Source organism: Nocardioides albidus, assembly GCF_006335005.1.
In the GTDB taxonomy this organism is placed as follows: domain Bacteria; phylum Actinomycetota; class Actinomycetes; order Propionibacteriales; family Nocardioidaceae; genus Nocardioides; species Nocardioides albidus.
On the sequence record NZ_VDMP01000022.1, the window covers coordinates 190040 to 211224 of the forward strand.

General features: G+C 72.0%; 19 protein-coding genes and 1 pseudogene. 12 read left to right on the top strand and 8 right to left on the bottom strand.

Annotation, left to right across the window (positions count from 1 at the left end):
- Positions 1-36 precede the first annotated feature (36 nt).
- Genes leuA through FHP29_RS09625 form a run of 4 tightly spaced genes read left to right on the top strand, consistent with a single transcriptional unit; the run spans position 37 to position 4326 of the window.
- A complete protein-coding gene (gene leuA / locus FHP29_RS09610; protein ID WP_139622636.1) occupies positions 37-1800 on the top strand; it encodes a 2-isopropylmalate synthase in 1764 nt (587 codons plus the stop codon).
- Between the two features lie 6 nt (positions 1801-1806).
- Positions 1807-2679, top strand: coding sequence for an alpha/beta fold hydrolase (locus tag FHP29_RS09615; RefSeq protein ID WP_139622637.1), 873 nt, complete (start codon positions 1807-1809; stop codon positions 2677-2679).
- 17 nt (positions 2680-2696) lie between these two features.
- The gene (gene recO, locus FHP29_RS09620) at positions 2697-3449 is read left to right on the top strand and encodes a DNA repair protein RecO (protein ID WP_139622638.1); all 753 of its coding nucleotides are present in this window, start codon (positions 2697-2699) and stop codon (positions 3447-3449) included.
- A 46-nt stretch (positions 3450-3495) separates the two neighbouring features.
- On the top strand, positions 3496-4326 hold the full coding sequence (locus FHP29_RS09625; RefSeq protein ID WP_139622639.1) for an isoprenyl transferase: 831 nt from the start codon (positions 3496-3498) through the stop codon (positions 4324-4326).
- Here FHP29_RS09625 and FHP29_RS09630 read toward each other — a convergent pair.
- From FHP29_RS09630 to FHP29_RS09650, 6 genes are all read right to left on the bottom strand, one after another.
- Complete coding sequence (locus FHP29_RS09630; RefSeq protein ID WP_139622640.1) at positions 4323-5330, bottom strand: metal ABC transporter permease; 1008 nt, start codon at positions 5328-5330, stop codon at positions 4323-4325. The two genes, FHP29_RS09625 and FHP29_RS09630, sit on opposite strands and share 4 nt — an antisense overlap.
- Complete coding sequence (locus FHP29_RS09635; protein WP_139622641.1) at positions 5327-6130, bottom strand: metal ABC transporter ATP-binding protein; 804 nt, start codon at positions 6128-6130, stop codon at positions 5327-5329. The genes FHP29_RS09630 and FHP29_RS09635 overlap by 4 nt, the downstream gene beginning before the upstream one ends.
- Positions 6127-6606, bottom strand: coding sequence for a metal ABC transporter substrate-binding protein (locus tag FHP29_RS23190; RefSeq protein ID WP_420813405.1), 480 nt, complete (start codon positions 6604-6606; stop codon positions 6127-6129). Before FHP29_RS23190 ends, FHP29_RS09635 begins: the two co-directional genes overlap by 4 nt.
- Complete coding sequence (locus tag FHP29_RS23195) at positions 6578-7219, bottom strand: metal ABC transporter solute-binding protein, Zn/Mn family (protein WP_338036846.1); 642 nt, start codon at positions 7217-7219, stop codon at positions 6578-6580. Before FHP29_RS23195 ends, FHP29_RS23190 begins: the two co-directional genes overlap by 29 nt.
- Positions 7170-7700: a TetR/AcrR family transcriptional regulator gene (locus FHP29_RS09645; RefSeq protein WP_139622642.1), complete on the bottom strand. Its 531-nt coding sequence runs from the start codon at positions 7698-7700 to the stop codon at positions 7170-7172. Before FHP29_RS09645 ends, FHP29_RS23195 begins: the two co-directional genes overlap by 50 nt.
- Before the next feature lie 35 nt (positions 7701-7735).
- A complete protein-coding gene (locus FHP29_RS09650; protein WP_139622643.1) occupies positions 7736-10006 on the bottom strand; it encodes a molybdopterin-dependent oxidoreductase in 2271 nt (756 codons plus the stop codon).
- A gap of 92 nt (positions 10007-10098) precedes the next feature.
- Here FHP29_RS09650 and FHP29_RS09655 point away from each other — a divergent pair, with 92 nt between their 5' ends.
- The 6 genes from FHP29_RS09655 (at position 10099) to FHP29_RS09680 (ending at position 16082) form a co-directional block, all read left to right on the top strand.
- The gene (locus FHP29_RS09655) at positions 10099-10413 is read left to right on the top strand and encodes an antibiotic biosynthesis monooxygenase family protein (RefSeq protein ID WP_139622644.1); all 315 of its coding nucleotides are present in this window, start codon (positions 10099-10101) and stop codon (positions 10411-10413) included.
- A 72-nt stretch (positions 10414-10485) separates the two neighbouring features.
- Positions 10486-11898 (top strand): glycine--tRNA ligase, encoded by a 1413-nt coding sequence (locus FHP29_RS09660; RefSeq protein WP_240044422.1) that lies wholly within the window; start codon positions 10486-10488, stop codon positions 11896-11898.
- Entirely contained in the window at positions 11892-12632 is a 741-nt protein-coding gene (locus FHP29_RS09665; RefSeq protein ID WP_139622646.1) for a hypothetical protein, read from the top strand. Before FHP29_RS09660 ends, FHP29_RS09665 begins: the two co-directional genes overlap by 7 nt.
- Positions 12629-13807, top strand: a complete 1179-nt coding sequence (gene dusB, locus FHP29_RS09670) for a tRNA dihydrouridine synthase DusB (protein WP_139622647.1) — start codon at positions 12629-12631, stop codon at positions 13805-13807. The genes FHP29_RS09665 and dusB overlap by 4 nt, the downstream gene beginning before the upstream one ends.
- A gap of 153 nt (positions 13808-13960) precedes the next feature.
- Positions 13961-14824, top strand: a complete 864-nt coding sequence (locus FHP29_RS09675; RefSeq protein ID WP_139622648.1) for a VldE C-terminal domain-containing protein — start codon at positions 13961-13963, stop codon at positions 14822-14824.
- 34 nt (positions 14825-14858) lie between these two features.
- Entirely contained in the window at positions 14859-16082 is a 1224-nt protein-coding gene (locus FHP29_RS09680) for a deoxyguanosinetriphosphate triphosphohydrolase (RefSeq protein ID WP_139622649.1), read from the top strand.
- Positions 16083-16397: 315 nt separating this feature from the next.
- Here the strand turns inward: FHP29_RS09680 and FHP29_RS09685 are convergent, their stop codons facing one another.
- A complete protein-coding gene (locus tag FHP29_RS09685) occupies positions 16398-17342 on the bottom strand; it encodes a hypothetical protein (protein ID WP_139622650.1) in 945 nt (314 codons plus the stop codon).
- Between the two features lie 53 nt (positions 17343-17395).
- Positions 17396-18196 (bottom strand): L,D-transpeptidase, encoded by an 801-nt coding sequence (locus tag FHP29_RS09690; protein ID WP_139622651.1) that lies wholly within the window; start codon positions 18194-18196, stop codon positions 17396-17398.
- A gap of 157 nt (positions 18197-18353) precedes the next feature.
- Here FHP29_RS09690 and FHP29_RS23240 point away from each other — a divergent pair.
- Both FHP29_RS23240 and dnaG read left to right on the top strand, forming a co-directional pair.
- Positions 18354-18539, top strand: a pseudogene (locus FHP29_RS23240) (CHC2 zinc finger domain-containing protein); the annotation flags it as partial.
- A 417-nt stretch (positions 18540-18956) separates the two neighbouring features.
- Positions 18957-21182, top strand: a complete 2226-nt coding sequence (dnaG, locus tag FHP29_RS09695) for a DNA primase (protein ID WP_240044425.1) — start codon at positions 18957-18959, stop codon at positions 21180-21182.
- Positions 21183-21185: the final 3 nt, after the last annotated feature.

Sequence of the window (21185 nt, forward strand, 5' to 3'; positions counted from 1 at the left end):
CGCTCATCTCAGAACCACGACCCAGCCGAGGAAGTCATGAACAACGCACGCCCGAGCGTCACCATCCCCAGCCAGCAGTCGAGCGGGATGCCGGTGCACCGCTACACCGCCTTCGAGCCCGTCACGGTGCCGGACCGCACCTGGCCGGACCGGAAGATCACCCGCGCGCCCCGGTGGCTGTCCACCGACCTGCGTGACGGCAACCAGGCGCTCATCGACCCGATGAGCCCCTCGCGCAAGATGAAGATGTTCGAGCTCCTGGTCCGGATGGGCTACAAGGAGATCGAGGTCGGGTTCCCCTCGGCGAGCCAGACCGACTTCGACTTCGTGCGCCAGCTCGTCACCGAGGACCGGATCCCCGACGACGTACGCATCTCGGTGCTGACCCAGGCCCGCGAGGACCTGATCTCGCGCACGGTGGAGTCCCTGGTCGGCGCCGACAAGGCGACCGTGCACCTCTACAACGCCACCGCGCCGCTGTTCCAGCGGGTCGTCTTCAACGTCACCGAGGCCGAGTGCATCGCGATCGCGACCCGCGGCACCGAGTGGGTGATGAAGTACGCCGAGCAGCTGCTGTCCGGCACCGACTTCGGCTACCAGTACAGCCCCGAGATCTTCACCCAGACGCCGACGGACTTCGCGATCGAGGTCTGCGAGCGGGTCTCCGACGTCTGGCAGCCCGAGGAGGGGCGGGAGATCATCCTCAACCTGCCGGCGACCGTCGAGATGTCGACCCCCAACACCTACGCCGACCAGATCGAGTACTTCTCCCGCAACCTGTCGCGCCGTGCGCACAGCGTGATCAGCCTGCATCCCCACAACGACCGGGGTACGGCGGTCGCCGCCACCGAGCTCGCGCTGATGGCCGGCGCCGACCGGGTCGAGGGGTGCCTGTTCGGGCACGGCGAGCGCACCGGCAACGTCGACCTGGTCACCTTGGCGATGAACCTGTTCAGCCAGGGCATCGACCCGCAGGTGAACCTCTCGGACATCGACGAGATCCGCCGCACGGTCGAGTACTGCACCCAGCTGCCTGTCCACCCGCGCCACCCGTACGCCGGCGACCTCGTCTACACCGCCTTCTCCGGCTCCCACCAGGACGCCATCAAGAAGGGGCTGGAGGACCTCGACCGGATCGCGGCCGAGCAGGGCAAGCCGGTCGGGGAGATCCCGTGGGAGGCGCCGTACCTGCCCATCGATCCCAAGGACGTCGGACGCACCTACGAAGCGGTCATCCGGGTCAACAGCCAGTCCGGCAAGGGCGGCGTCGCCTACGTGCTCAAGGCGGAGCACAGCCTCGACCTGCCGCGCCGCGCGCAGATCGAGTTCAGCCGCGCCATCCAGCAGCACACCGACACCCAGGGCGGCGAGGTCACCCCGGAGGCCATCTGGGCGATCTTCCGCAAGGAGTACCTCGACCGCGAGGAGCCCTACAGCCTGGTCTCGTTCTCCTCGACCACGAGCGAGGACGGCGACGACCGCCAGGAGGTCCGCCTCGTCGTGCGCGGTGAGGAGCAGGCCTTCACCGGCATGGGCAACGGGCCGGTGGCGGCGTTCGTCGACGGCATGCGCCAGGCCGGCGCGGACATCCGCGTGCTCGACTACGCCGAGCACGCGCTGTCCTCCGGCGGCGACGCGGTGGCGGCGGCGTACGTCGAGTGCGAGATCGCCGGCGAGATCGTGTGGGGCATCGGCATCCACCACAACATCGTCACCGCGTCGCTGCGCGCCGTCGTGTGCGCCGCCAACCGCGCTCGGGCGACGACGATCCCCGCCACTCCGGTCGCACCGATCGGCTGACGGGACATGGGTCGCGCCGCGCTGGCCTCCGAGCAGATCGGGCAGGTCTTCATCGAGGGCCGGCGCGGCCGCGACCGGCTGGAGTTCACCGAGTACGGCGCCGGCGACGCCTGGGTCGTGCTCGTCCCGCCGCTGCTCGTGCCGCGGCGGGTGCATGACCGCACCGCCCGGATGCTGGCCTCGAACGGGCTGCACGTGCTCCTCCTCGACCCGCTCGGGCACGGCGGCTCCGACCGGCCGGCCGACCCGCTGTCCTACTCGGTGACGGCCTTCGCCGAGCAGGTCGTGGCTCTGCTCGACCACGTGGGCGCGCCGCGGGCCGTCGTCGGCGGCTGTTCGATCGGCGCCGACGTCGCCCTCGAGGTGGCGGTGATCGCGCCGGACCGCGTCGCCGGGCTGCTCCTCGACGGGCCGGTCCTGGAGAACGCGCTCGGCGCCCAGCTCTCGCTGCTGGCCCCGGTGCTCACCACGGCCCGGTTCGCTCCGCTCGCCCTGAGCGCGGTGCGGCTGGCCACCCGGCCGCTCCCGCGACGGCTGGCGCCGGAGTGGGTGCGGCTGGTCCTCGACACCCTCGACGTGCGGCCGGGCCCGGTCGCCGCCATCGTGCGCGGCGTGCTGTTCGGCCGGTTCGCGCCGTCCTCGGCCGAGCGTGCCGCGATCACCGCCCCGACCCTGGTCGTGGCCCGCACCGCCGACCCGTTCCACCCGGTCGGCGACGCCGAGATGCTCGTCGAGGAGATCCCCGGCGCGGTGCTCGAGCGGGCGGAGGTGCCGCTGGAGTGGCGGCGGCGTCCCGAGCGGCTCGACCTCGTGGTCACGCGGTTCGCCCGGGAGTGCACGCGACCGACCCGGCGCGGCCGGCGTACCCGCTCCTCCTGATCGGTCACAATGGGGGAGTGCCGCTCTACCGCGACGAGGCGATCGTCCTGCGCACCCGCAAGCTGGGTGAGGCGGACCGCATCGTCACGCTGCTGACCCGCGAGCACGGCGTGGTCCGGGCGGTCGCCAAGGGCGTGCGGCGTACGACGTCGCGGTGGGGCGCCCGCCTCGAGCCGTTCACGCACGTCGACCTCCAGCTCGCCGAGGGCCGCAACCTGGACACGATCACCCAGGCCGAGACCCGCGGCGCCTATGCCGCGCCGCTGGGGGCCGACTACGACCGCTACACCGCCGGCACCGCCATGCTGGAGACCGCGGAGCGGCTGGTCGTGGAGGAGCGTGAGCCCGCGCGCCAGCAGTTCACCCTTCTCCTCGGCGGCCTGGTGGCGATGGCGGCCGGGTCGCGCGCCCCGCGCCACGTCCTCGACTCCTACCTGCTGCGTGCGCTGGCCATCGCCGGCTACGCCCCCACCTTCGTCGACTGCGCCCACTGCGGCCGCCCGCCGGTCACCGCGACCGGGGAGCTGGGCCACCACCGCTGGTTCAACCCGTCGATGGGCGGCGTGCTCTGCTCGACCTGCCGGATCCCCGGCTCCGCCACCCCCGCCGCCGAGACCCTCACCCTCCTCGGCGGGCTGCTTGCCGGCGACTGGCCGGTCGTCGAGTCCGCCGACCCCCGCCACGTCCGCGAGGCGAGCGGTCTGGTCGCCGCCTTCGTGCAGTGGCAGCTGGAGCGGGGCCTGCGGTCGCTGGCGTACGTCGAGCGCTGAGGCGGCTGCATGAATCCCCGGCGCCTGGCCTGACAGACTGCCCTCCGTGACCCGCTCGACCCGACGTACCCGCGCGGCCGCCGCAGCTGCCGCCGCCCGCGGCCCGGTCCGCCCGCCCACGCCGCACCCCTCGGGCGCCCGCCCGCCGGCCGTCCCGGCCGAGCTGGTGCCGCACCACGTCGCGATCGTGATGGACGGCAACGGTCGCTGGGCCAAGGAGCGGGGGCTGCCGCGCACCAAGGGCCACGAGCAGGGGGAGTCGAGCCTGTTCGACGTCGTGGAGGGCGCGATCGAGATCGGCGTGAAGGCGATCTCGGCCTACGCCTTCTCCACCGAGAACTGGTCGCGCAGCCCCGAGGAGGTCAAGTTCCTCATGGGCTTCAATCGCGACGTCATCCGCCGCCGCCGCGACGAGATGCACGAGCTGGGCGTCCGGGTCCGCTGGGCCGGGCGGGCGCCGCGGCTGTGGAAGTCGGTCATCACCGAGCTGCAGGTGGCCGAGGAGATGACCAGGAGCAATGACGTCCTGACGCTCACGATGTGCGTCAACTACGGCGGCCGGTCCGAGCTCGGCGACGCCGCCAAGGCCCTCGCCCGCGACGTCGCGGCAGGCCGGGTCAATCCCGACCGGGTCGACGACCGCACCCTCGGCCGCTATCTCTACGTCCCCGAGCTCCCCGACGCCGACCTGATCTGGCGCACGTCCGGCGAGCAGCGGCTCTCGAACTTCATGCTCTACCAGGCCGCGTACGCCGAGTTCGTGTTCTCCGACGTGCTCTGGCCCGACGTCGACCGCCGCCACCTGTGGCAGGCGATCGACGAGTACGCCCGCCGCGATCGCAGGTACGGCGGCGCGGAGCCCAACCCGACCGGCTAGTGCTCGTCGTAGTGCCCGCCGTGCACGGCATGGCGGTGGCCGTCGTGCACGTAGTCGACATGGTCGTCGTGGGGGACGGCGAGGTGGCCGCAGCCGGGACCGTGGGCGTGGGGGTGCTCGTCGCAGGCGCCGTGCTGGGGTGCGGCCTGACCTGAGGGGAAGGGCTCCCGGAGCCGGGCGCGGTGTCGGCTCCAGATGCCGATCGGCCACGCGACGGCGTAGCAGGCCAGGGCGAGGAGCACGATCGTCGGACCGGGCGCGACGGTCACCTCGTACGACGCGAAGGTGGCGGTCACCAGGCCGCCGACCGAGGCCAGTGCGCCCAGCGCCATGGCGGCGACGATGGTCGTGCGGAAGGACCGGGTGAGCTGTTGGGCGGTGGCGACGGGAACCACCATCAGGGCGGAGACCAGGAGCAGGCCGACGGTGCGCATGGCGACGGTCACCGACACAGCGGCGAGCACGGCGACGAGCAGGTTGTAGGCGCGCACCCGCAGGCCGGCGACCCGGGCGAACTCCTGGTCCTGGGCGACGGCGAACAACTGGGGGGCCAGGCCCACGCAGAGCCCGACGACCGCGACGGCGAGGACGGTCGTCACCACGATGTCGGATCGGGAGAGTGTGGTCAGAGAGCCGAACAGGTACCGGTTGAGGGCGGCGGCGCTCTGCCCGGCGAGGCCGCTGATGAACAGACCACCGGCGAGGCCGCCGTAGAAGAGCAGGGCGAGGGCCACGTCGCCGTTGGTCTGGCCGCGCTCGCGGATCACCTCGATCAGCACCGCGCCGAGGGCGGCGACCAGGACCGCGGTCCACAGTGGAGAGGCGCCGGTCGCCAGACCCAGCGCGACACCGGTGACGGCGACGTGCCCGATCCCGTCGCCCATCAGCGCGAGTCGGCGCTGGACGAGGAAGGTGCCGATCGCGGGTGCGGCCAGGCCCGTCAACAGGGCGGCGATGAGCGCCCGCTGCATGAACTGCTCGCCGAACAGCTCGAGGGGGGTCATCGGCGTCCTCCGGGTAGCTGGTCGTCGCGGCCGACCGGTGCCGACACCGACGGCGGGCGCTCGTGATGGTGGTGGTGCGTGTGCGGCTCCGCGAACCAGGGCTGGTGCACCTCGTGGTCCTGGAGTGCCGATCCGTCGTAGGCGACCCGTCCGTCGCGGAGGACGACGGCCCGGTCGACGAGCGGTGCCAGCGGGCCGAGCTCGTGGGCGACGAGGACGATGGTCGCGCCGCGCTCCTTGAGCCGGGCGAGGGTGTCGGCGAGCACCTGCTGGTTGGGCAGGTCGACGCCGGCGGTGGGCTCGTCGAGGAAGAAGAGCTCGGGCTCGCCGGCCAGCGCGCGGGCGATGAGCACCCGCTGCTGCTGGCCGCCGGACAGGTTGGTGACGGCGTCGCGGCGGCGGTCGACGAGCCCGACCACCTCCAGAGCGTCCTCGATGGCCGCGCGGTCCGCCCGCGACAGTGGCCGCAGCAGCCGGCGTCGGGTCAGCCGGCCGGCGGCGACGACCTCCCACACGGACGCCGGGACGCCCGAGCCGGCGGTGGCCCGCTGGGGCACGTACCCGATCCGGCTCCACGCGTCGTACTCGTCGAGCGGTGTGCCGAACAGCCGCACCTCGCCGCCGATCACCGGCCGCAACCCGACCATGGCGCGCACGAGGGTGGACTTGCCGGACCCGTTGGCGCCCATGAGGGCGACGAAGTCGCCGGGTGCGACGGTCAGGTCGATGCCGCGGAGCACCGGACGCCCGCCCAGGGCGACGCTGGCGTTGCGGACCTCGACCGCGGCGCTTTCGGTCATCGGCAGCCGTTGGCGGTGGAGATCGCCTGCAGGTTGGCGCGCATGAGGGAGAGGTAGTCCTCGCCGGCGGTCGCGTCGGTGAGGCCCTCGATGGGGTCGAGCACGCCGTTGGTCAGGCCGAGGTCGTGGGCGAAGTTCTCGCCGAGGGCCGGCTTGAGCGGCTCGCTGAACACGGTCGTGATGCCTTCCGTCCTGATCAGTTCCTTCAGCTGCCCCAGCACCGCGCCGGTGGGCTCGGCGTCGGGGGAGAGCCCCACCATCGGGGCGATGTGGAGACCGTACTTCTCCAGGTAGCCGAACGCGTCGTGTGACACCACGATCGTGTCACGCTCGCACTGGGCGAGGCCAGCGGTGTACTCCTCGTCGAGGGTCGTCAGCTCCGTGCGCAGCTTCTCGGCGTTCGCGCGGTAGGCCTTGGCGTGGGCCGAGTCGACCTCGGCGAGCTCGTCAGCGACGGCGTCGGCGAGGTCGGCCACCCGCAGCGGGTCCTGCCAGAAGTGCGGGTCGAGGTCGCCGTGGTCGTGGTCGTGCTCCTCGCCCTCCTCGGCGTGCCCGTCCTCCTCGGCGTGCCCGTCCTCCNTCCTCGTGCTCGGCGGCCGACTCCTCGAACGGGATCGGGTCGACGGACTCGGCGGCGTCGAGGGTGGCCCCGCTGGCGTTCTGCTCGACGGCGTCGTCCACGGCCGGCTGGAAGCCCGACTCGTAGAGCACCAGGTCGGCGTCGGCGAGCAGTGCGGTCTCCTTGACGGTGAGCTCGAGGTCGTGCGGCTCGGTGCCGGGTTGCGTGAGCAGCGTGACATCGGTGCCGGTCCCTTCGGCGACCTGCTCGGCGGCCCAGGCCAGCGGATAGAAGGCCGCCGCGACGGTGACCTTGTCGTCGTCGCCGGCTCCGCTGTCGCCGCTGAAGGCCGAGCAGCCGGTGGCGAGGGGCGCGGCGAGCGCGAGGACGGCGAGGGTGCGGAGACCGATAGACGAGCGCATGAGAATCATTCTCAATCGGCCGTCGGGTGGGGTCAAATCGGCGGGCTCGGCTCCGAGGTCAGGCCAGCTGCCGGACCAGCTCCCGTCCCACGGCCCGCAGCGGGGCATCGGTACGACGCGCGCGGCTCACCAGCAGCGCCCCCTCGATCGCGGAGACCACGAGCGCGGCCCGGTCGGCCGCCTCGCCGGGGGTCGCGCCGCGCTCGCGCAGGGCGCCGGCGAGCAGGTCTTCCCACTGCTCGAAGGCGACGCCGGCGGCCACCCGGGCGCCGTCGGTGTCGTCGGGGGCCAGGGCGGCCGCCGCGACCGGGCAGGTGGACGCGAAGTCGCTGTCGAGCAGCACGCCGGACCAGTGGTCGACGAGCCGGTCGACCGCGGCGGCAGGGTCGGCCGATGCGACCAGTCGGGTGAACAGCCTCGCGATGGAGTCGCCCGCCCGCCGGGTCGCCTCGCTGGCCAGCTCCTGCTTGCCGCCGGGGAAGTGGTGGTAGATCGAGCCGCGAGGTGCGCCGCTGTGGGCCACCACGTCCCGCAGGGACGTCGCCGCCACGCCCCGCTCCCGGAACAGCACGATCGCGCTGTCGAGCATGGCGTCCCGCGGTGAGCGTGGCCGGGGGGCCGAGCTCACAGCGGTTCCAGCCGGGCCGGCACGTACTTGTGCCACGGCGTGCCCGCCAGCCAGTCGCGATGGTGCAGCGACGTCAGCTCGTTGGGGGCGACGCCGGGCGTCCCGTCCGGGTGCTGCACGCCGAGCCCGTTGGGCAGCGACACGTGCCCGGGCTGGAGGGTGTCGGTGACCTCGATCGTCGCCACCGCGGCGCCCGCCTCGGTCACGACGCGCACCCCGTCGCCGGTCCGCAGGCTCAACGACGAGGCGTCGGTCGGGCTGATCCGCAGCGCACCGTTCGCGTCGCGCCGGCGCCACGACGGGTCGCGGATGATCGTGTTCGCGGTGAACGCCCGCCGCTCGCCCGCGGACAGCACGAACGGGAACTCCTCGGTCGTCCACGAGCTCGGCTCGCCGGCAAGGGACCGCAGCCGGTCGAGGAGCTCGGGGATCTCCAGGGTGAAGCGCCGGTCGGGCCGGCGTACGTAGTCCCAGGCGTTGTCGTAGTCGTCGCGGGTGAACACCACGCCCTCGCCCTCGAGGATCCGCTCGAAGAGCCGGTTGCCGGGCTCGAACCCGCTGCCGGCGAACCCGGCGCGCGCCACGGCGTCGGGCTGGTTCATCGCGCACAGCTGGGACACGCCCCACAGGGCGGCGGTCCCGCGCGCGGCGCCCAGCGACGGCCCGAGCGTCTCGTGCAGGACGAAGCCGGCCAGGCCCATCAGTCGCGGGTCCGCGGACACGGCGGCGAAGAACGCCTCGGCGTACGACGCCAGGCCGGTCGCCGCCGCGGCCCGGAGCGGCTCGAGCGAGGCGTCGTCCACGACGCCGAGCGCTCGGATCACCCGCGCGTAGATCTCCGGCTCCGGCAGGGTGCCGGCCAGCGGCTCCATCAGCGGAGCGCGCAGGTGGAAGACGTTCTCGGGGAAGTCGACGTTGAAGAAGGTGCACTCCCACTTCTCGAACTGGCTCGCCGCCGGCAGCACGTAGTCGGCCTCGCGCGCGGTCTCGGTCATCGCGATGTCGACGACGACGCTCAGCTCGAGCGTGCGCATCGCCCGCCGGAAGGCTGCCGAGTCGGCCAGCGAGTGCACCGGGTTGACGCTGTCGATCCACATCGCCCGGAACCGGTCGGGGTGGTGGGTGTCGATCTCCTCCGCGATCGAGTTGCACGGCACCAGGCCGGAGATGATCCGCGCACCGGTGACCGGCGTGGTCCTGCTCCCGCCGCCGCCCCCGCCACTGCCGCCGCCGGCGAGCGCCACGAAGACCGAGTGCAGGAACATCGCGCCCTGCTTGGCGAAGTTGCCGGTCAGGATCCACAGCATCTTGTTGAGGTACGACGACAGCGTGCTGTGCGGCGCCTGCTGGATGCCGAGGTCCTCGTAGGTGCAGGCGCTCTCCGCGGCCGCGATCCGCCGGGCGGTGGTGCGGATCAGCTCCTCCTCGACGCCGCAGCGGGCGGCGAAGTCGGTCACGTCGATCTCGGCGTACGCCGCCAGGACGGGCTCCGCGCCCGTGGTGTGGTCGCGCAGGAACGCGTGGTCGACGAGGTCCTCCTGCACCAGCACGGCGCCGAGGGCGGCCAGGCACCACGCGTCGGTGCCGGGCCGGACCTGCAGGTGGATGTCGGCCATGGCCGCCGTCTCGCTGCGGCGCGGGTCGATGACGACCATGGTCCGCGCGGGGTCGGCCGCCATCTCCTTGAGCACCGGCCGAGCGCGGGGGAACGAGTGCGACTGCCACGGGTTCTTGCCGACGAACACGACGACCTCGGCATGCTCGAAGTCGCCCTTGGTGTGACCGCCGTAGAGCCGCCCGTCGACGAACATCTCGCCGGTCTTCTCCTGGGCCAGCGCGTTGGAGCGGTAGCGCACGCCGAGCGCGGCCTGGAGGGCCTGCCCGTAGCTGGCGCCGAGGTGGTTGCCCTGGCCTCCGCCGCCGTAGAAGAAGATCCGGTCGCCGCCGTGCTCGTCGCGGATCCCCGCCAGTCTCGCCGCGATCTCGCTGATCGCGGTGTCCCAGTCGATCTCCTCGTAGGTGCCGTCGGGGCGGCGGCGGAGCGGGCTGGTCAGCCGGGGGGTGCCGTTCTGGTAGCGGTCCAGGCGCAGTGCCTTCTCGCAGGTGTAGCCCGCAGAGCTCGGGTGCGCCTTGTCACCGCGGATCCGGACCAGCTGCCGGTCCTCGACCTGCACCTCGATCCCGCAGTTGCACTCGCACAGGATGCAGGCGGACTTCCGCCAGCTGGTCGCGGTCGTCTCGGTCGTCTCGGTCGTCTCGGTCGTCATCGGAGCTCCTGTCGGGCGGTTATGACGATCGTCATAGTCGTCGTGACAGCCGCCACCCGTCAAGGGCGGGTCGGCGTGCGTAGAGTGCGGCCGTGCTCGTCGTGAACCGGTTCCGCGCAGGCCAGGACCCCGCCTCCCTGCGGGCCGATCTCGAGCTCGTGCACGGGCTTCTCGCGGCCCAGGCCGGGTACGTCGACGGGTGGGTCGGGCGCAACGTCGACGATCCCGACCTGTGGACGCTCACCACGCGCTGGGCCAACGTCGGCGCCTACCGGCGCGCCCTGTCGACGTACGACCTCAAGCTGCACGGCGTGCCCGTGCTGAGCCGGGCGGTCGACGAGCCCGGCGCCTACGAGGTGGTCGAGCCCGGCGGAGTGCTCAACGTGGTGGAGCCTCGCGTAACCTAGGCCCTTGCTCCCGCGAGCTCCCTGACACCCATGCCGGCAGCCAGCCGCGCTCGTCCCCAGAAGGATTCCCCCGTGGCCAAGCCGCCTTCCCCCAAGAGCAAGCACAGCACCGTCGACCAGGTCGTCGGACTGGCGAAGCGTCGAGGGTTCGTCTACCCCTGTGGCGAGATCTACGGCGGCACCCGCTCGGCCTGGGACTACGGTCCGCTCGGGGTGGAGCTGAAGGAGAACATCAAGCGCCAGTGGTGGCGCTCGATGGTGCAGAGCCGCGACGACGTCGTCGGCCTCGACTCCAGTGTGATCCTGCCGCGGCAGACGTGGGAGGCGTCCGGCCACGTGGCGACGTTCACCGACCCGCTGACCGAGTGCCAGTCGTGCCACAAGCGGTTCCGCGCCGACCACCTGCAGGAGGCGTACGCCGAGAAGAAGGGGATCGCCGACCCCGACGACGTGCCGATGTCCGACATCGCCTGCCCCAACTGCGGCAGCCGCGGCGCCTGGACCGAGCCGCGCCAGTTCTCGGGCCTGCTCAAGACCTACCTCGGCGTCATCGAGGACGAGTCGGGCCTGCACTACCTGCGCCCCGAGACCGCGCAGGGCATCTTCCTCAACTTCGCCAACGTCGTGACCTCGCAGCGGATGAAGCCCCCGTTCGGCATCGCCCAGATCGGCAAGAGCTTCCGCAACGAGATCACGCCGGGCAACTTCATCTTCCGCACCCGCGAGTTCGAGCAGATGGAGATGGAGTTCTTCGTCAAGCCGGGGGAGGACGAGGAGTGGCACCAGTACTGGATCGACACCCGCACCGCCTGGTACACCGACCTCGGCATCGACCCCGACAACCTGCGCCACTACGAGCACGCCCAGGAGAAGCTCTCCCACTACTCCAAGCGGACCGTCGACATCGAGTACCGCTTCAACTTCGCCGGCTCCGAGTGGGGTGAGCTCGAGGGCATCGCCAACCGCACCGACTTCGACCTGTCGACCCACGCCGCGGCGTCGGGCAAGGACCTGTCGTACTTCGACCAGGCCGCCAACACCCGCTACGTCCCCTACGTCATCGAGCCGGCAGCCGGCCTCTCGCGCAGCCTGATGACCTTCCTGGTCGACGCGTACGCCGAGGACGAGGCCCCCAACACCAAGGGCGGCGTCGACAAGCGGACCGTGCTGCGCCTCGACCCGCGCCTGTCGCCGGTCAAGGTCGCCGTCCTGCCGCTGAGCCGCAACGAGGACCTCACGCCCCGCGCGAAGGCCGTCGCCACCGAGCTGCGCGGGCTGTGGAACGTCGACTTCGACGACGCCGGCGCGATCGGCAAGCGCTACCGCCGCCAGGACGAGATCGGCACGCCGTACTGCGTCACCGTCGACTTCGACACCCTCGACGACCAGGCCGTCACCGTCCGCGACCGCGACACCATGTCCCAGGAGCGGGTGGCGCTCGACAAGCTCACCGCCTACTTCGCCGAGCGGCTCGTCGGATGCTGACGTTCCGGTCCGTCGCCGTGCCGGTGGCCGCCCTCGTGGCAGTCACCGGCCTCTCGGGCTGCGGATCGGACGACAAGCCGGTGAAGAGGGCCGAGCCGACCGAGGCGAGCTCCAGCGCCGCCACGGACTACCTGCCGGTGCCCGACGACGTCACCCTCACCGAGCCAGGCAGCGAGCTCGGCCTCGGCGAGGAGGCCGTCGTCGCCTTCCAGCGGCGCCAGGACGAGGTCGGCGTGCTCGCCGTGACCGTCGAGCGGGTCGAGCGCACGTCGTTCCAGGAGTCCTTCCCGGGCTGGAACGTCGACGCCGCGACCGCGGCCCGCACGCCGTACTTCGTGCGGGTGAAGGTCACCAACGTCGGGGACGTCGACCTCGGCGGGATGCGGCTCGACAACGTGCTGTGGGCCGACGACGGGACGACGCTCGAGGCCCCCAACTACTACAAGTCCGACCAGCTGCCGTTGTGCTCCGGCGACCCCCTGCCGGCGCCGTTCGCCGCCGACGCGACGGCCGAGCTGTGCCAGGTCTACTTCATCGCCCCGACCCGGACGCTGGAGCAGGTGTCCTTCCCGCCGTACGGCGGCCTCGACGCGATCACGTGGAGCGGTGAGCTGAGCCCGGTCAAGAAGCCCGGCAAGCCAGGCAAGCAGGGCAAGAAGGGGAAGTCGGCGCAGCAGGGGACGTCGGAGTCCGCGACGGCCACGCCGTCCGGCGCGACCGACGGGGCGTCGTGACCGGACTGACCCTCGGCTCGCTGGAGGTGCCGACGCCGGTGGTCCTGGCGCCGATGGCCGGCATCACCAACGCCGCCTATCGCCGGCTGTGTGCCGAGCACGGCGCGGGACTCTACGTCTGCGAGATGATCACCAGTCGCGGCCTGGTCGAGGGCGACGAGACCACGAAGCGGATGCTGGTGTTCGACGAGGCGGAGAAGGTCCGCTCGGTCCAGCTCTACGGCACCGACCCGCGCTACGTCGGCGAGGCGACCCGGATCCTGTGCGAGGAGTACGGCGTCGCGCACGTCGACCTCAACTTCGGCTGCCCGGTCCCCAAGGTCACCCGCAAGGGCGGCGGCGGAGCACTGCCGTGGAAGCGCAACCTGCTGGGGCGCATCCTGGAGGAGGCGGTGGCCGCCGCGGCGCCGTACGACGTCCCGGTGACGATCAAGACCCGCAAGGGCCTCGATGACGACCACCTGACCTACCTCGACGCGGGCCGCATCGCGCAGGACGCCGGCTGCGCGGCGATCGCGCTGCACGGGCGCACCGTCGCGCAGGCCTACTCCGGCGAGGCCGACTGGAACGCCATCGCCGAGCTCAAGCAGACGGTGACCGAGATCCCGGTGCTCGGCAACGGGGACATCTGGGAGGCCGCCGACGCGCTCCGCATGGTCGAGGAGACCGGTGTGGACGGCGTCGTCGTCGGTCGCGGCTGCCTGGGCCGGCCCTGGCTCTTCCGCGACCTGGCCGCCGCCTTCGCTCCGAGCCCGGTGGCTGGGGTGCGGGGAGCGCCAGCGACGAGCCTCGAAACCACCACCCTCCCCACCCTCGGCGAGGTGGCCGCGATGATGCGCCGTCACGCGGAGCTGCTCTCCGAGCACATGGGGGAGGAGCGGGGGTGCAAGGAGTTCCGCAAGCACGTCACTTGGTATCTCAAGGGCTTCCGCGCCGGCGGCGAGCTGCGTCGCTCCCTCGGACTCGTCGACTCGCTGGCCGCCCTCGACCGGCTGCTCGCCGAGCTCGACCCCGCCGAGCCGTTCCCCGCCTCCGAGCTGGGCGCCCCGCGCGGCCGGCAGGGGGCCCCGCGCTCGCGGGTGGTGCTCCCCGAGGGCTGGCTGGACGACACCGACGGGCTCTCGGGCTGCGGTGTCGGCGTCCTGGAGGACGTCGACGAGACCACCGGCGGTTGAGCGGTGGAGGAGCGCCGGGTGAGCGGGCTCACCCCACTGAGCGGTCTCACCAATTGGTTGAACACTTGATCGCTGTGCTCTACTCGCACGATGCTCTGGCGCAGGTCAGGGCTCTCGGGATCCATCTGTAAGCGACAGCAAAGGAATCAGCGCGTGGCCACCAGCCACAAGCGGGAAACCGCGCGACGTACGCCCCGGGCCGCCGTCCTGGCCGGCTCCCTCGCCGCCCTCGCGACCACGGCGGTCGTCACGGGAGGCGTCCTCAACTCCTCGGCTCCCGAGTCCGACCTCATCGCGGTCGACCGCTCGAAGGCCGCCGCCGGCTCCGTCGGCGCCGCCGAGCAGGCCGGCACCCGACTTCCGCTGCTCTCGCGCAGCACGGACCGCTCCGCCGACGCCATCGGCTCCAAGCTCGACGCCGTCCTCTCCGACGAGGCGACCGCCCAGGCGATCGCGGGCGCGCAGCAGCGGCAGTGGACCGACGCGACGCTCAACCTCTGGACCCGTCCCGACAAGCGCGCCAAGCAGGTCGGCGAGCTGGAGGAGGGCGAGAAGGTCCTCGTCACCGGGCGCACGTTCGCCGATCGCGTCGAGATCGTGCTCGACGGCAAGTCCCGCTGGGTGACGGCGGGCCACTTCACCGACGAGAAGCCCCCGACCCTGGGCGGTGCCTGCACGAACGGCACCTCGGTGCCGTCCAGCGTGAGCGAGAGCATCAAGAAGGTCCACGAGGCCGTCTGCGCCAACTTCCCCGAGGTCAGCGTCTACGGCACCCTGCGCGGCGGTGGCGGCGACCACCCGCGCGGCAAGGCCGTCGACATCATGATCTCGGGCGCGGTGGGCTGGAAGATCGCCGAGTTCGTGCGCGCCAACTACTCGGCCCTCGGCGTCTCCTACGTCATCTACGCGCAGAAGATCTGGTCGGTCGAGCGCTCCGGCGAGGGCTGGCGGGGCATGCCGAACCGCGGCTCCGCCACCGCCAACCACTTCGACCACGTGCACGTCTCGGTCTTCTGACCGCCCGCCGAGCGCGGTCATCTAGGGTCGCTGCGTGGACCCGGTCGAGCAGCGGTACGACGCGCACGCGCGTGAGCGGATCGTGCCGGAGCCGCCGAAGCGGGTGGAGGCGCCGGAGCGGCTGGCCTTCGAGCGGGATCGGGCCCGGGTGGTGCACGCCGCGTCCTTCCGGCGGCTCGCGGCCAAGACCCAGGTGGTGGGCCCGCAGAGCGACGACTTCGTGCGCAACCGGCTCACGCACAGTCTCGAGGTCGCGCAGATCGCGCGGGACCTCTCGCGCGCGCTCGGAACGCACCCGGACATCACCGAGACCGCCGCGCTGGCGCACGATCTCGGCCATCCGCCGTTCGGGCACAACGGTGAGCGGGCCCTGGCCGAGATGGCGTCGGGGTGCGGCGGATTCGAGGGCAACGCCCAGACCCTGCGCCTGCTGACCCGGCTCGAGGCCAAGACGCCCGGCGCCGGGCTCAACCTGACCCGGGCCACGCTCGACGCGTGCACGAAGTATCCGTGGGCGCGCGCCGAGGCGCCCGCCCACGACGGCAAGTTCGGGGTGTACGACGAGGACCTCCCCGCCTTCACCTGGCTGCGTTCCGGCGCGCCCGGCGCCCGGCGGTGCCTCGAGGCGCAGGTCATGGACCTCGCCGACGACGTCGCCTACTCCGTGCACGACGTCGAGGACGGCACCGTCGCCGGCAAGGTCGACCTGACCCGGCTCGACACCGCGGCGGTCTGGGACACGGTGCGCGTGTGGTACCGCCCCGACGCCACCGATGCCGAGCTCGACGACGTGCTCGACCGGCTGCGCTCCGTCGGGAGCTGGCCGCGGACGACGTACGACGGCGGGCGGGTCGGCCTGGCCGCGCTGAAGAACCTGACCAGCGACCTGATCGGCCGCTTCTGCGGTGCGGTGCAGCAGGCCACCTTCGCCGCGACCGAGGGGCCCTTCGTCCGCTACGCCGGCGACCTGGTCATCCCGGCGGACACCTGGGCGGAGATCACGGTCCTCAAGGGCATCGCGGCGCACTACGTCATGGAGGCCGCCGACCGCGTCGCCCTGCAGATCCGCCAGCGCGAGCTGCTCGCCGAGCTGGTCGAGATGCTGCTGGACCGTGGGCCCGACGCGCTCGACGAGATGTACGCCGCGGACTGGTGCGCGGCACGCGACGACGCCGCCCGGACCCGCGTCGTCATCGACCAGGTCGCCTCGCTGACCGACGCGAGTGCGGTGGCCTGGCACGACCGCCTGCTGGGCTGAGCTCGAGCCGAGTGCGGACCCCGGCAGTGGCTCTCCGCCTCGTGGCGGGTTCTGGTGTCGCTCGCGGGGGGCGGCTTCACCACGGGATGTAGGTCAACCGTCGCTCCTGTAGTGGAACTCCGCTACAGGAGCGACGGTTCGGCTACATCCCGTGGTGAATCCGCGCCGCCTCCGGGTGAATCCGCGCCGCCTCCGCCCCGCCTCCGGCTGAATCCGCCCCGCCTCCGCGCCGCCCTGTCCCGCCCACCACGAGCGCGGAACGACGCCGGCCCGCCGCCTCGAGAGGCGACGGGCCGAACGTGGTTCGAGGAGAGGTCAGCCGGTGACGGGGACGTGCTGCTTGACCGGCTTCGGTGCGGGGGCGTCGCCGGGGACCCGCGCCCGGTCGCTGGTGACGTTGCCGCAGGTGGCCGAGGCGACGGTCAGCTTGATCTGGTCGAGGATGTTGACGTAGAGCGCGTCGACCGTGAAGGTGCCGTCGGCGTTGGCGGTCTGGCGGTTCACGACCAGCTCGACGACCGGCGGGACGCCCGCCACGTCGAAGACCTTGACCTTCTGGTTGGCCTGCTTGGTATCGACGTTGACCGGCAGACCCAGGGCCTTGAGGTTCGCGATCGTGGTGGTGCCGGTGGTGCCGGTGCACTTCGCCTCGACCGTGCCCGCGCCGACGACCTTGAGGTTGCCGGCGAGGACGTCGCACAGCGCCTTGATCTGGGTCGGGTCGGTGAGCTTGGTGACGTCGAGGGCGCCGAGTGCGCTGAGGTTGAGCGGCGTCTTGGCGGTGCTGCTCCCGATCGTGTCGAGCGCGCCCTGCACGCCGGACAGGGCGCCGCTCAGGGCGGTGTTGAGCTGGTCGGCCGGGCCGGCGAGGGCGGCGGTCACCTGCGTGCAGCCGTCGGTGAGCGGCTTGCGCAGCTCGGCGGGCAGCTGCGCGAGCAGGCCCTCGCCCACCGTGAGGTCCGTGACGCTCGCGGTGGCCGCGCCGTTCTGGGCGGCAGCGTTGACGATGCCGCCGCTGGCGACGGGGTTGGCGGGCAGCCCGATGAGCGAGTCGGACTTGAGCGAGCCGTCGGTGGAGCTGACCGCCGGCGTCCGCGGGATCACGCCGTTGCCGGCGATCGAGAGCTCGATGCCGAAGGCGGACGACGGGACGCCCGCTGCGGTCGCCGAGCCGCCCGTGAGCAGGGCCGCCGATGTCGCCGCTCCTGCCATCAGGAGGAGCGCGCCGGCCACCGGGGCCAGGTGCCGCTTGTTCTTCATGGTGTTCCCTTCGTCGTCGTCACTTGTCCCCGAGAGGGTGCAGTTCGTGGTGGTCAGGCCTCATCGACCATGACCGGGGTCCCGATGGGGACGGTGCGCAGCAGGTCGAGGGCGGCGTCCGGCACCCGGACGCAGCCGTGGCTCACGGCCTTGCCGAAGACGGAGGGGTCCGTCCAGCCGTGGAGCGCCACGGTGCCGGGGCCGCCGCCGTACGAGTCGAGCGTCTCGCTGTGGCTGCCCAGCGGCATGATCACCGGCGAGAACGGCTGCTGGTCGTCGATGATCTGACCGAGCACGAAGGTCCGGCCGACCGGTGTCGGGGTGCCGCTCGCGCCGATCGCCACGGGCCAGGTCCCGACCCTGGCCCCGTCCTCGAAGAGCTCGAGGGTGCGATCGTCGAGGTGCACCCTGACGAGGAAGCGGCTGTGGGCCTCGGCCAGCTCCGAGCCCCGGATCCAACCGGTGGAGCCGTTCGGCTTGGAGGGCAGCAGCACCTGCACCCAGTCGTGGTTGCGCGTGATGACCGGCAGCCAGGTGTCGCCGAACTCCTTGGGCCGCACCTTCCCGAACGGGGTGCCGTCGGGCTCGTCGTACAGCGCCGTCACGCGCTTGGGGTGCACCACCGTGCCCTTCGGCACCTTCGTAGGTCGGGTGTCGCGCGGGGCCGCCTCGATCGTGGTCCGCGTCGAGCTCACCGGCAGACTCTTCAGGTCCAGCTCGACCGACGAGGCCGGCTGTCGGTCCGGGCCCGTCGTGTCCCCGCCGTCCTTGAGCACCATGACGAGCGCCGAGGTCGCGAACAGCGCCACGATGAGGGTCACCGGCCAGCTGGTGCTGCGGCGCGCCTGCTCCATGCCCGGTCCCTCCCCGACTGCTCATCCGATGACCCCTTCGCGCGGTCCTCCCGCCCGTCCAACGAGACGCAAGGGACGAAGGTCACGCTCCGTGGTCCATCCACAGCGCGGGTCCACTGCCCGCATCGCACGGGGTGTGCGTCAGTAGGATCGCGCCATGGCCGGCCGGATTCGTGACGAGGACATCGCCACGGTCCGTGAGCGGGCGAAGATCGACGAGGTCGTGTCGTCGTACGTGACGCTCCGCAACGCGGGCGGCGGCTCGATGAAGGGACTGTGCCCCTTCCACGACGAGAAGTCCCCGTCCTTCCACGTCACGCCCAGCCGCGGCTTCTTCCACTGTCTGGCAGGCGAGACCCGGGTGCTCACCTGGGAGGGTCCGCGCGAGATTCGTGACCTCGCGGGTGGCGTCCACCGCATCCTGGGTCTGCGAGGTGACTGGATCGAGGCCCCCTTCAGGTCGTACGGCGTGCAGCGGCTCCAACGGATCACCGTGACCCGCGATCGGCAGCGCAAAGAGCTCTACGCCACCGACGGTCACCGCTGGTTCGTCCGGTCCGGCAAGGCGCAGACGAACGCGCGCGAAGTGCTCACCGCCGACCTCGAGGCCGGTGATCGACTGGTGTCGAAGTTCCCGCGCTCACGGATTCGGCGCAACACCCCGTCGCCGTTCGGCATCGCCCACGGATTCACCTACGGCGACGGCACCCTCGACGGAACGGGCGCGATGGCGCTGATCTGTGAGCCCAAGGACGAGGGAATGCTCGAGTGGTTCCCCAACGGTCACACGTCCGAGCGTGCCGACGGGAATCTCCTGGTCCACCACCTGCCGAAGTCCGTCAAGGAGCGTCCGCCGCTCGACGAGTCGGTGCCGTTCCTCTATGGCTGGCTTGCGGGCTACTTCGCCGCGGGCGGGTGCGTCGCAGCTGACGGGACCGTGATCATCAACTCCGCCGACCGAGAAGACCTCGAGTTCGTCCGGACCGTGTGCACGCGGCTCGGGATCGCGACCTACGGCATCACGTCGCAGGTCCGGATCGGTCTCGGCACGGAGCCGTCGGCGTCGTACCGCATCCAGCTTGCGAACGAGGACCTCGAGGAGGCCTTCTTCCTCATCGACTCGCACCGTCGGCGGTTCGCGGCGGCGAGCAAGGCCCTCGCTCGTCGCGGCTGGGTCGTCGAGAGCGTGGAGGAGACCGACCGCGTCGAGGAGGTCTATTGCGCGGAGGTCGAGGACGGCCACGCGTTCACGCTCGAGGACAACATCCTCACCGGCAATTGCTTCGGCTGCCAGGAGGGCGGCGACGTCTTCACCTTCTTGATGAAGATCGACGGCCTCAGCTTCGGCGAGGCCGTCGAGCGGATGGCCGACAAGTACGGCGTCCAGCTGCGCCGCGACGAGAGCGGCGAGGACGACCGGCCCAAGGGCCCGCAGCGCCGTCGCCTGATCGAGGCGCACGCGGCCGCGCAGGAGTTCTACGCCGAGCAGCTCGGCACGCCCGAGGCCCTGGCCGCGCGGCAGTTCCTCGCCGAGCGCGGGTTCGACCAGCAGGCCGCGCTGACCTTCGGCCTCGGGTTCGCGCCGCGCGGCGGCGAGGCGCTCTGGCGGCACCTGAGCGGTCGGAGGTTCACCGCGGAGGAGCTGGTCGTCGCGGGACTGGTGCGGATGGGCCGCTCGCACTACGACTCCTTCCGGGGTCGTCTGCTGTGGCCGATCCGGGAGACCAACGGCGACACGATCGGCTTCGGCGCCCGGCGGCTGTTCGACGACGACCACAACGAGGCGAAGTACCTCAACACTCCCGAGACCCCGATCTACAAGAAGAGCCAGGTGCTCTACGGCATCGACCTGGCGCGCAAGCCGATCGCGCTCAGCTCCCAGGCCGTCATCGTCGAGGGCTACACCGACGTCATGGCCTGTCATCTCGCGGGCGTCCCGACCGCGGTCGCCACCTGCGGCACCGCCTTCGGCGACGAGCACGTGCGGGTGCTGCGGCGCTTCCTCGACGACCACACCGAGCTGCGCAGCGAGGTCGTCTTCACCTTCGACGGCGACGAGGCCGGGCAGAAGGCGGCGCTGCGCACCTTCGAGGGCGACCAGCGCTTCGTCTCCCAGACCTATGTCGCGGTCGCCCCCGAGGGCATGGATCCGTGCGAGCTGCGGATCAAGGAGGGCGACGCGGCCGTCCGCGAGCTCATCGCCAGCCGCCGCCCGCTCTACCGGTTCGTCCTCGAGAACGTCGTCGGCCGCTACGACCTCGACCGCGCCGACAGCCGCGTCGATGCCTTGCGCGCCGGCGCCCGGCTCGTCGCCAGCGTGCGTGACCGCTCGAAGGTCGACGCCTTCGTCCGTGAGCTCTCCGGCATGGTCGGCGTCGACATCGAGCAGGCCCGCACCGAGGTACGCCGCGCCGTCGCCCGCGGGCCCGAGCCTCCCTCCCGGCCCGAGCGCGGGCGCGCGCAGCAGGAGCCGGTTGCGGCGCCGCCCCCGCGCTCCGCCGTACCCGATCTCCGCGATCCGCGCTTCGGCATCGAGCGCGAGACCCTCAAGCTGGTCCTGCAGGCGCCGCTGGCGATCGGGCGGACCACCGCCGACATCGGCAGCAACGACTTCACCCATCCCACCTACCGCGCCGTGTGGGACCTCGTCGCCGCCGCCGGGGGCACGGTCGCCGGGCAGAACGACCCGGCCTGGGTGACGCGCCTGCGCGACGCAGCGACCGACCCGGCGGTCTCGTCCCTGATCAGCGCGCTCGCCGTCGAGCCGATCCCCGCCCACCGCGAGATCGACGCCGCGTACGTCGCCACCCACGTCCACCGGCTCCAGGAGCTGACCGCGCTGCGCCGGATCGAGGAGGTCCGCTCGCGCCTGCAGCGCACCAACCCGCTCGACAACCCGGCCGACTACAACAAGATGTTCGGTGAGCTCGCCGCTCTCGAGCAGCACCGCCGGGCCTTGCGCGAGAAGATCGTCGGCGCCCCATGAGGA

Bases quoted from the DNA above. Each gene is read 5' to 3' on its own strand.
- FHP29_RS09645 (WP_139622642.1), bottom strand. From the start codon at position 7,700: ATGCTCGACAGCGCGATCGTGCTGTTCCGGGAGCGGGGCGTGGCGGCG.
- leuA (WP_139622636.1), top strand. From the start codon at position 37: ATGAACAACGCACGCCCGAGCGTCACCATCCCCAGCCAGCAGTCGAGC.
- FHP29_RS09690 (WP_139622651.1), bottom strand. From the start codon at position 18,196: ATGGAGCAGGCGCGCCGCAGCACCAGCTGGCCGGTGACCCTCATCGTG.
- FHP29_RS09635 (WP_139622641.1), bottom strand. From the start codon at position 6,130: ATGACCGAAAGCGCCGCGGTCGAGGTCCGCAACGCCAGCGTCGCCCTG.
- dnaG (WP_240044425.1), top strand. From the start codon at position 18,957: ATGCTCGAGTGGTTCCCCAACGGTCACACGTCCGAGCGTGCCGACGGG.
- FHP29_RS09685 (WP_139622650.1), bottom strand. From the start codon at position 17,342: ATGAAGAACAAGCGGCACCTGGCCCCGGTGGCCGGCGCGCTCCTCCTG.
- FHP29_RS09630 (WP_139622640.1), bottom strand. From the start codon at position 5,330: ATGACCCCCCTCGAGCTGTTCGGCGAGCAGTTCATGCAGCGGGCGCTC.
- FHP29_RS09615 (WP_139622637.1), top strand. From the start codon at position 1,807: ATGGGTCGCGCCGCGCTGGCCTCCGAGCAGATCGGGCAGGTCTTCATC.
- FHP29_RS09650 (WP_139622643.1), bottom strand. From the start codon at position 10,006: ATGACGACCGAGACGACCGAGACGACCGAGACGACCGCGACCAGCTGG.
- FHP29_RS09665 (WP_139622646.1), top strand. From the start codon at position 11,892: ATGCTGACGTTCCGGTCCGTCGCCGTGCCGGTGGCCGCCCTCGTGGCA.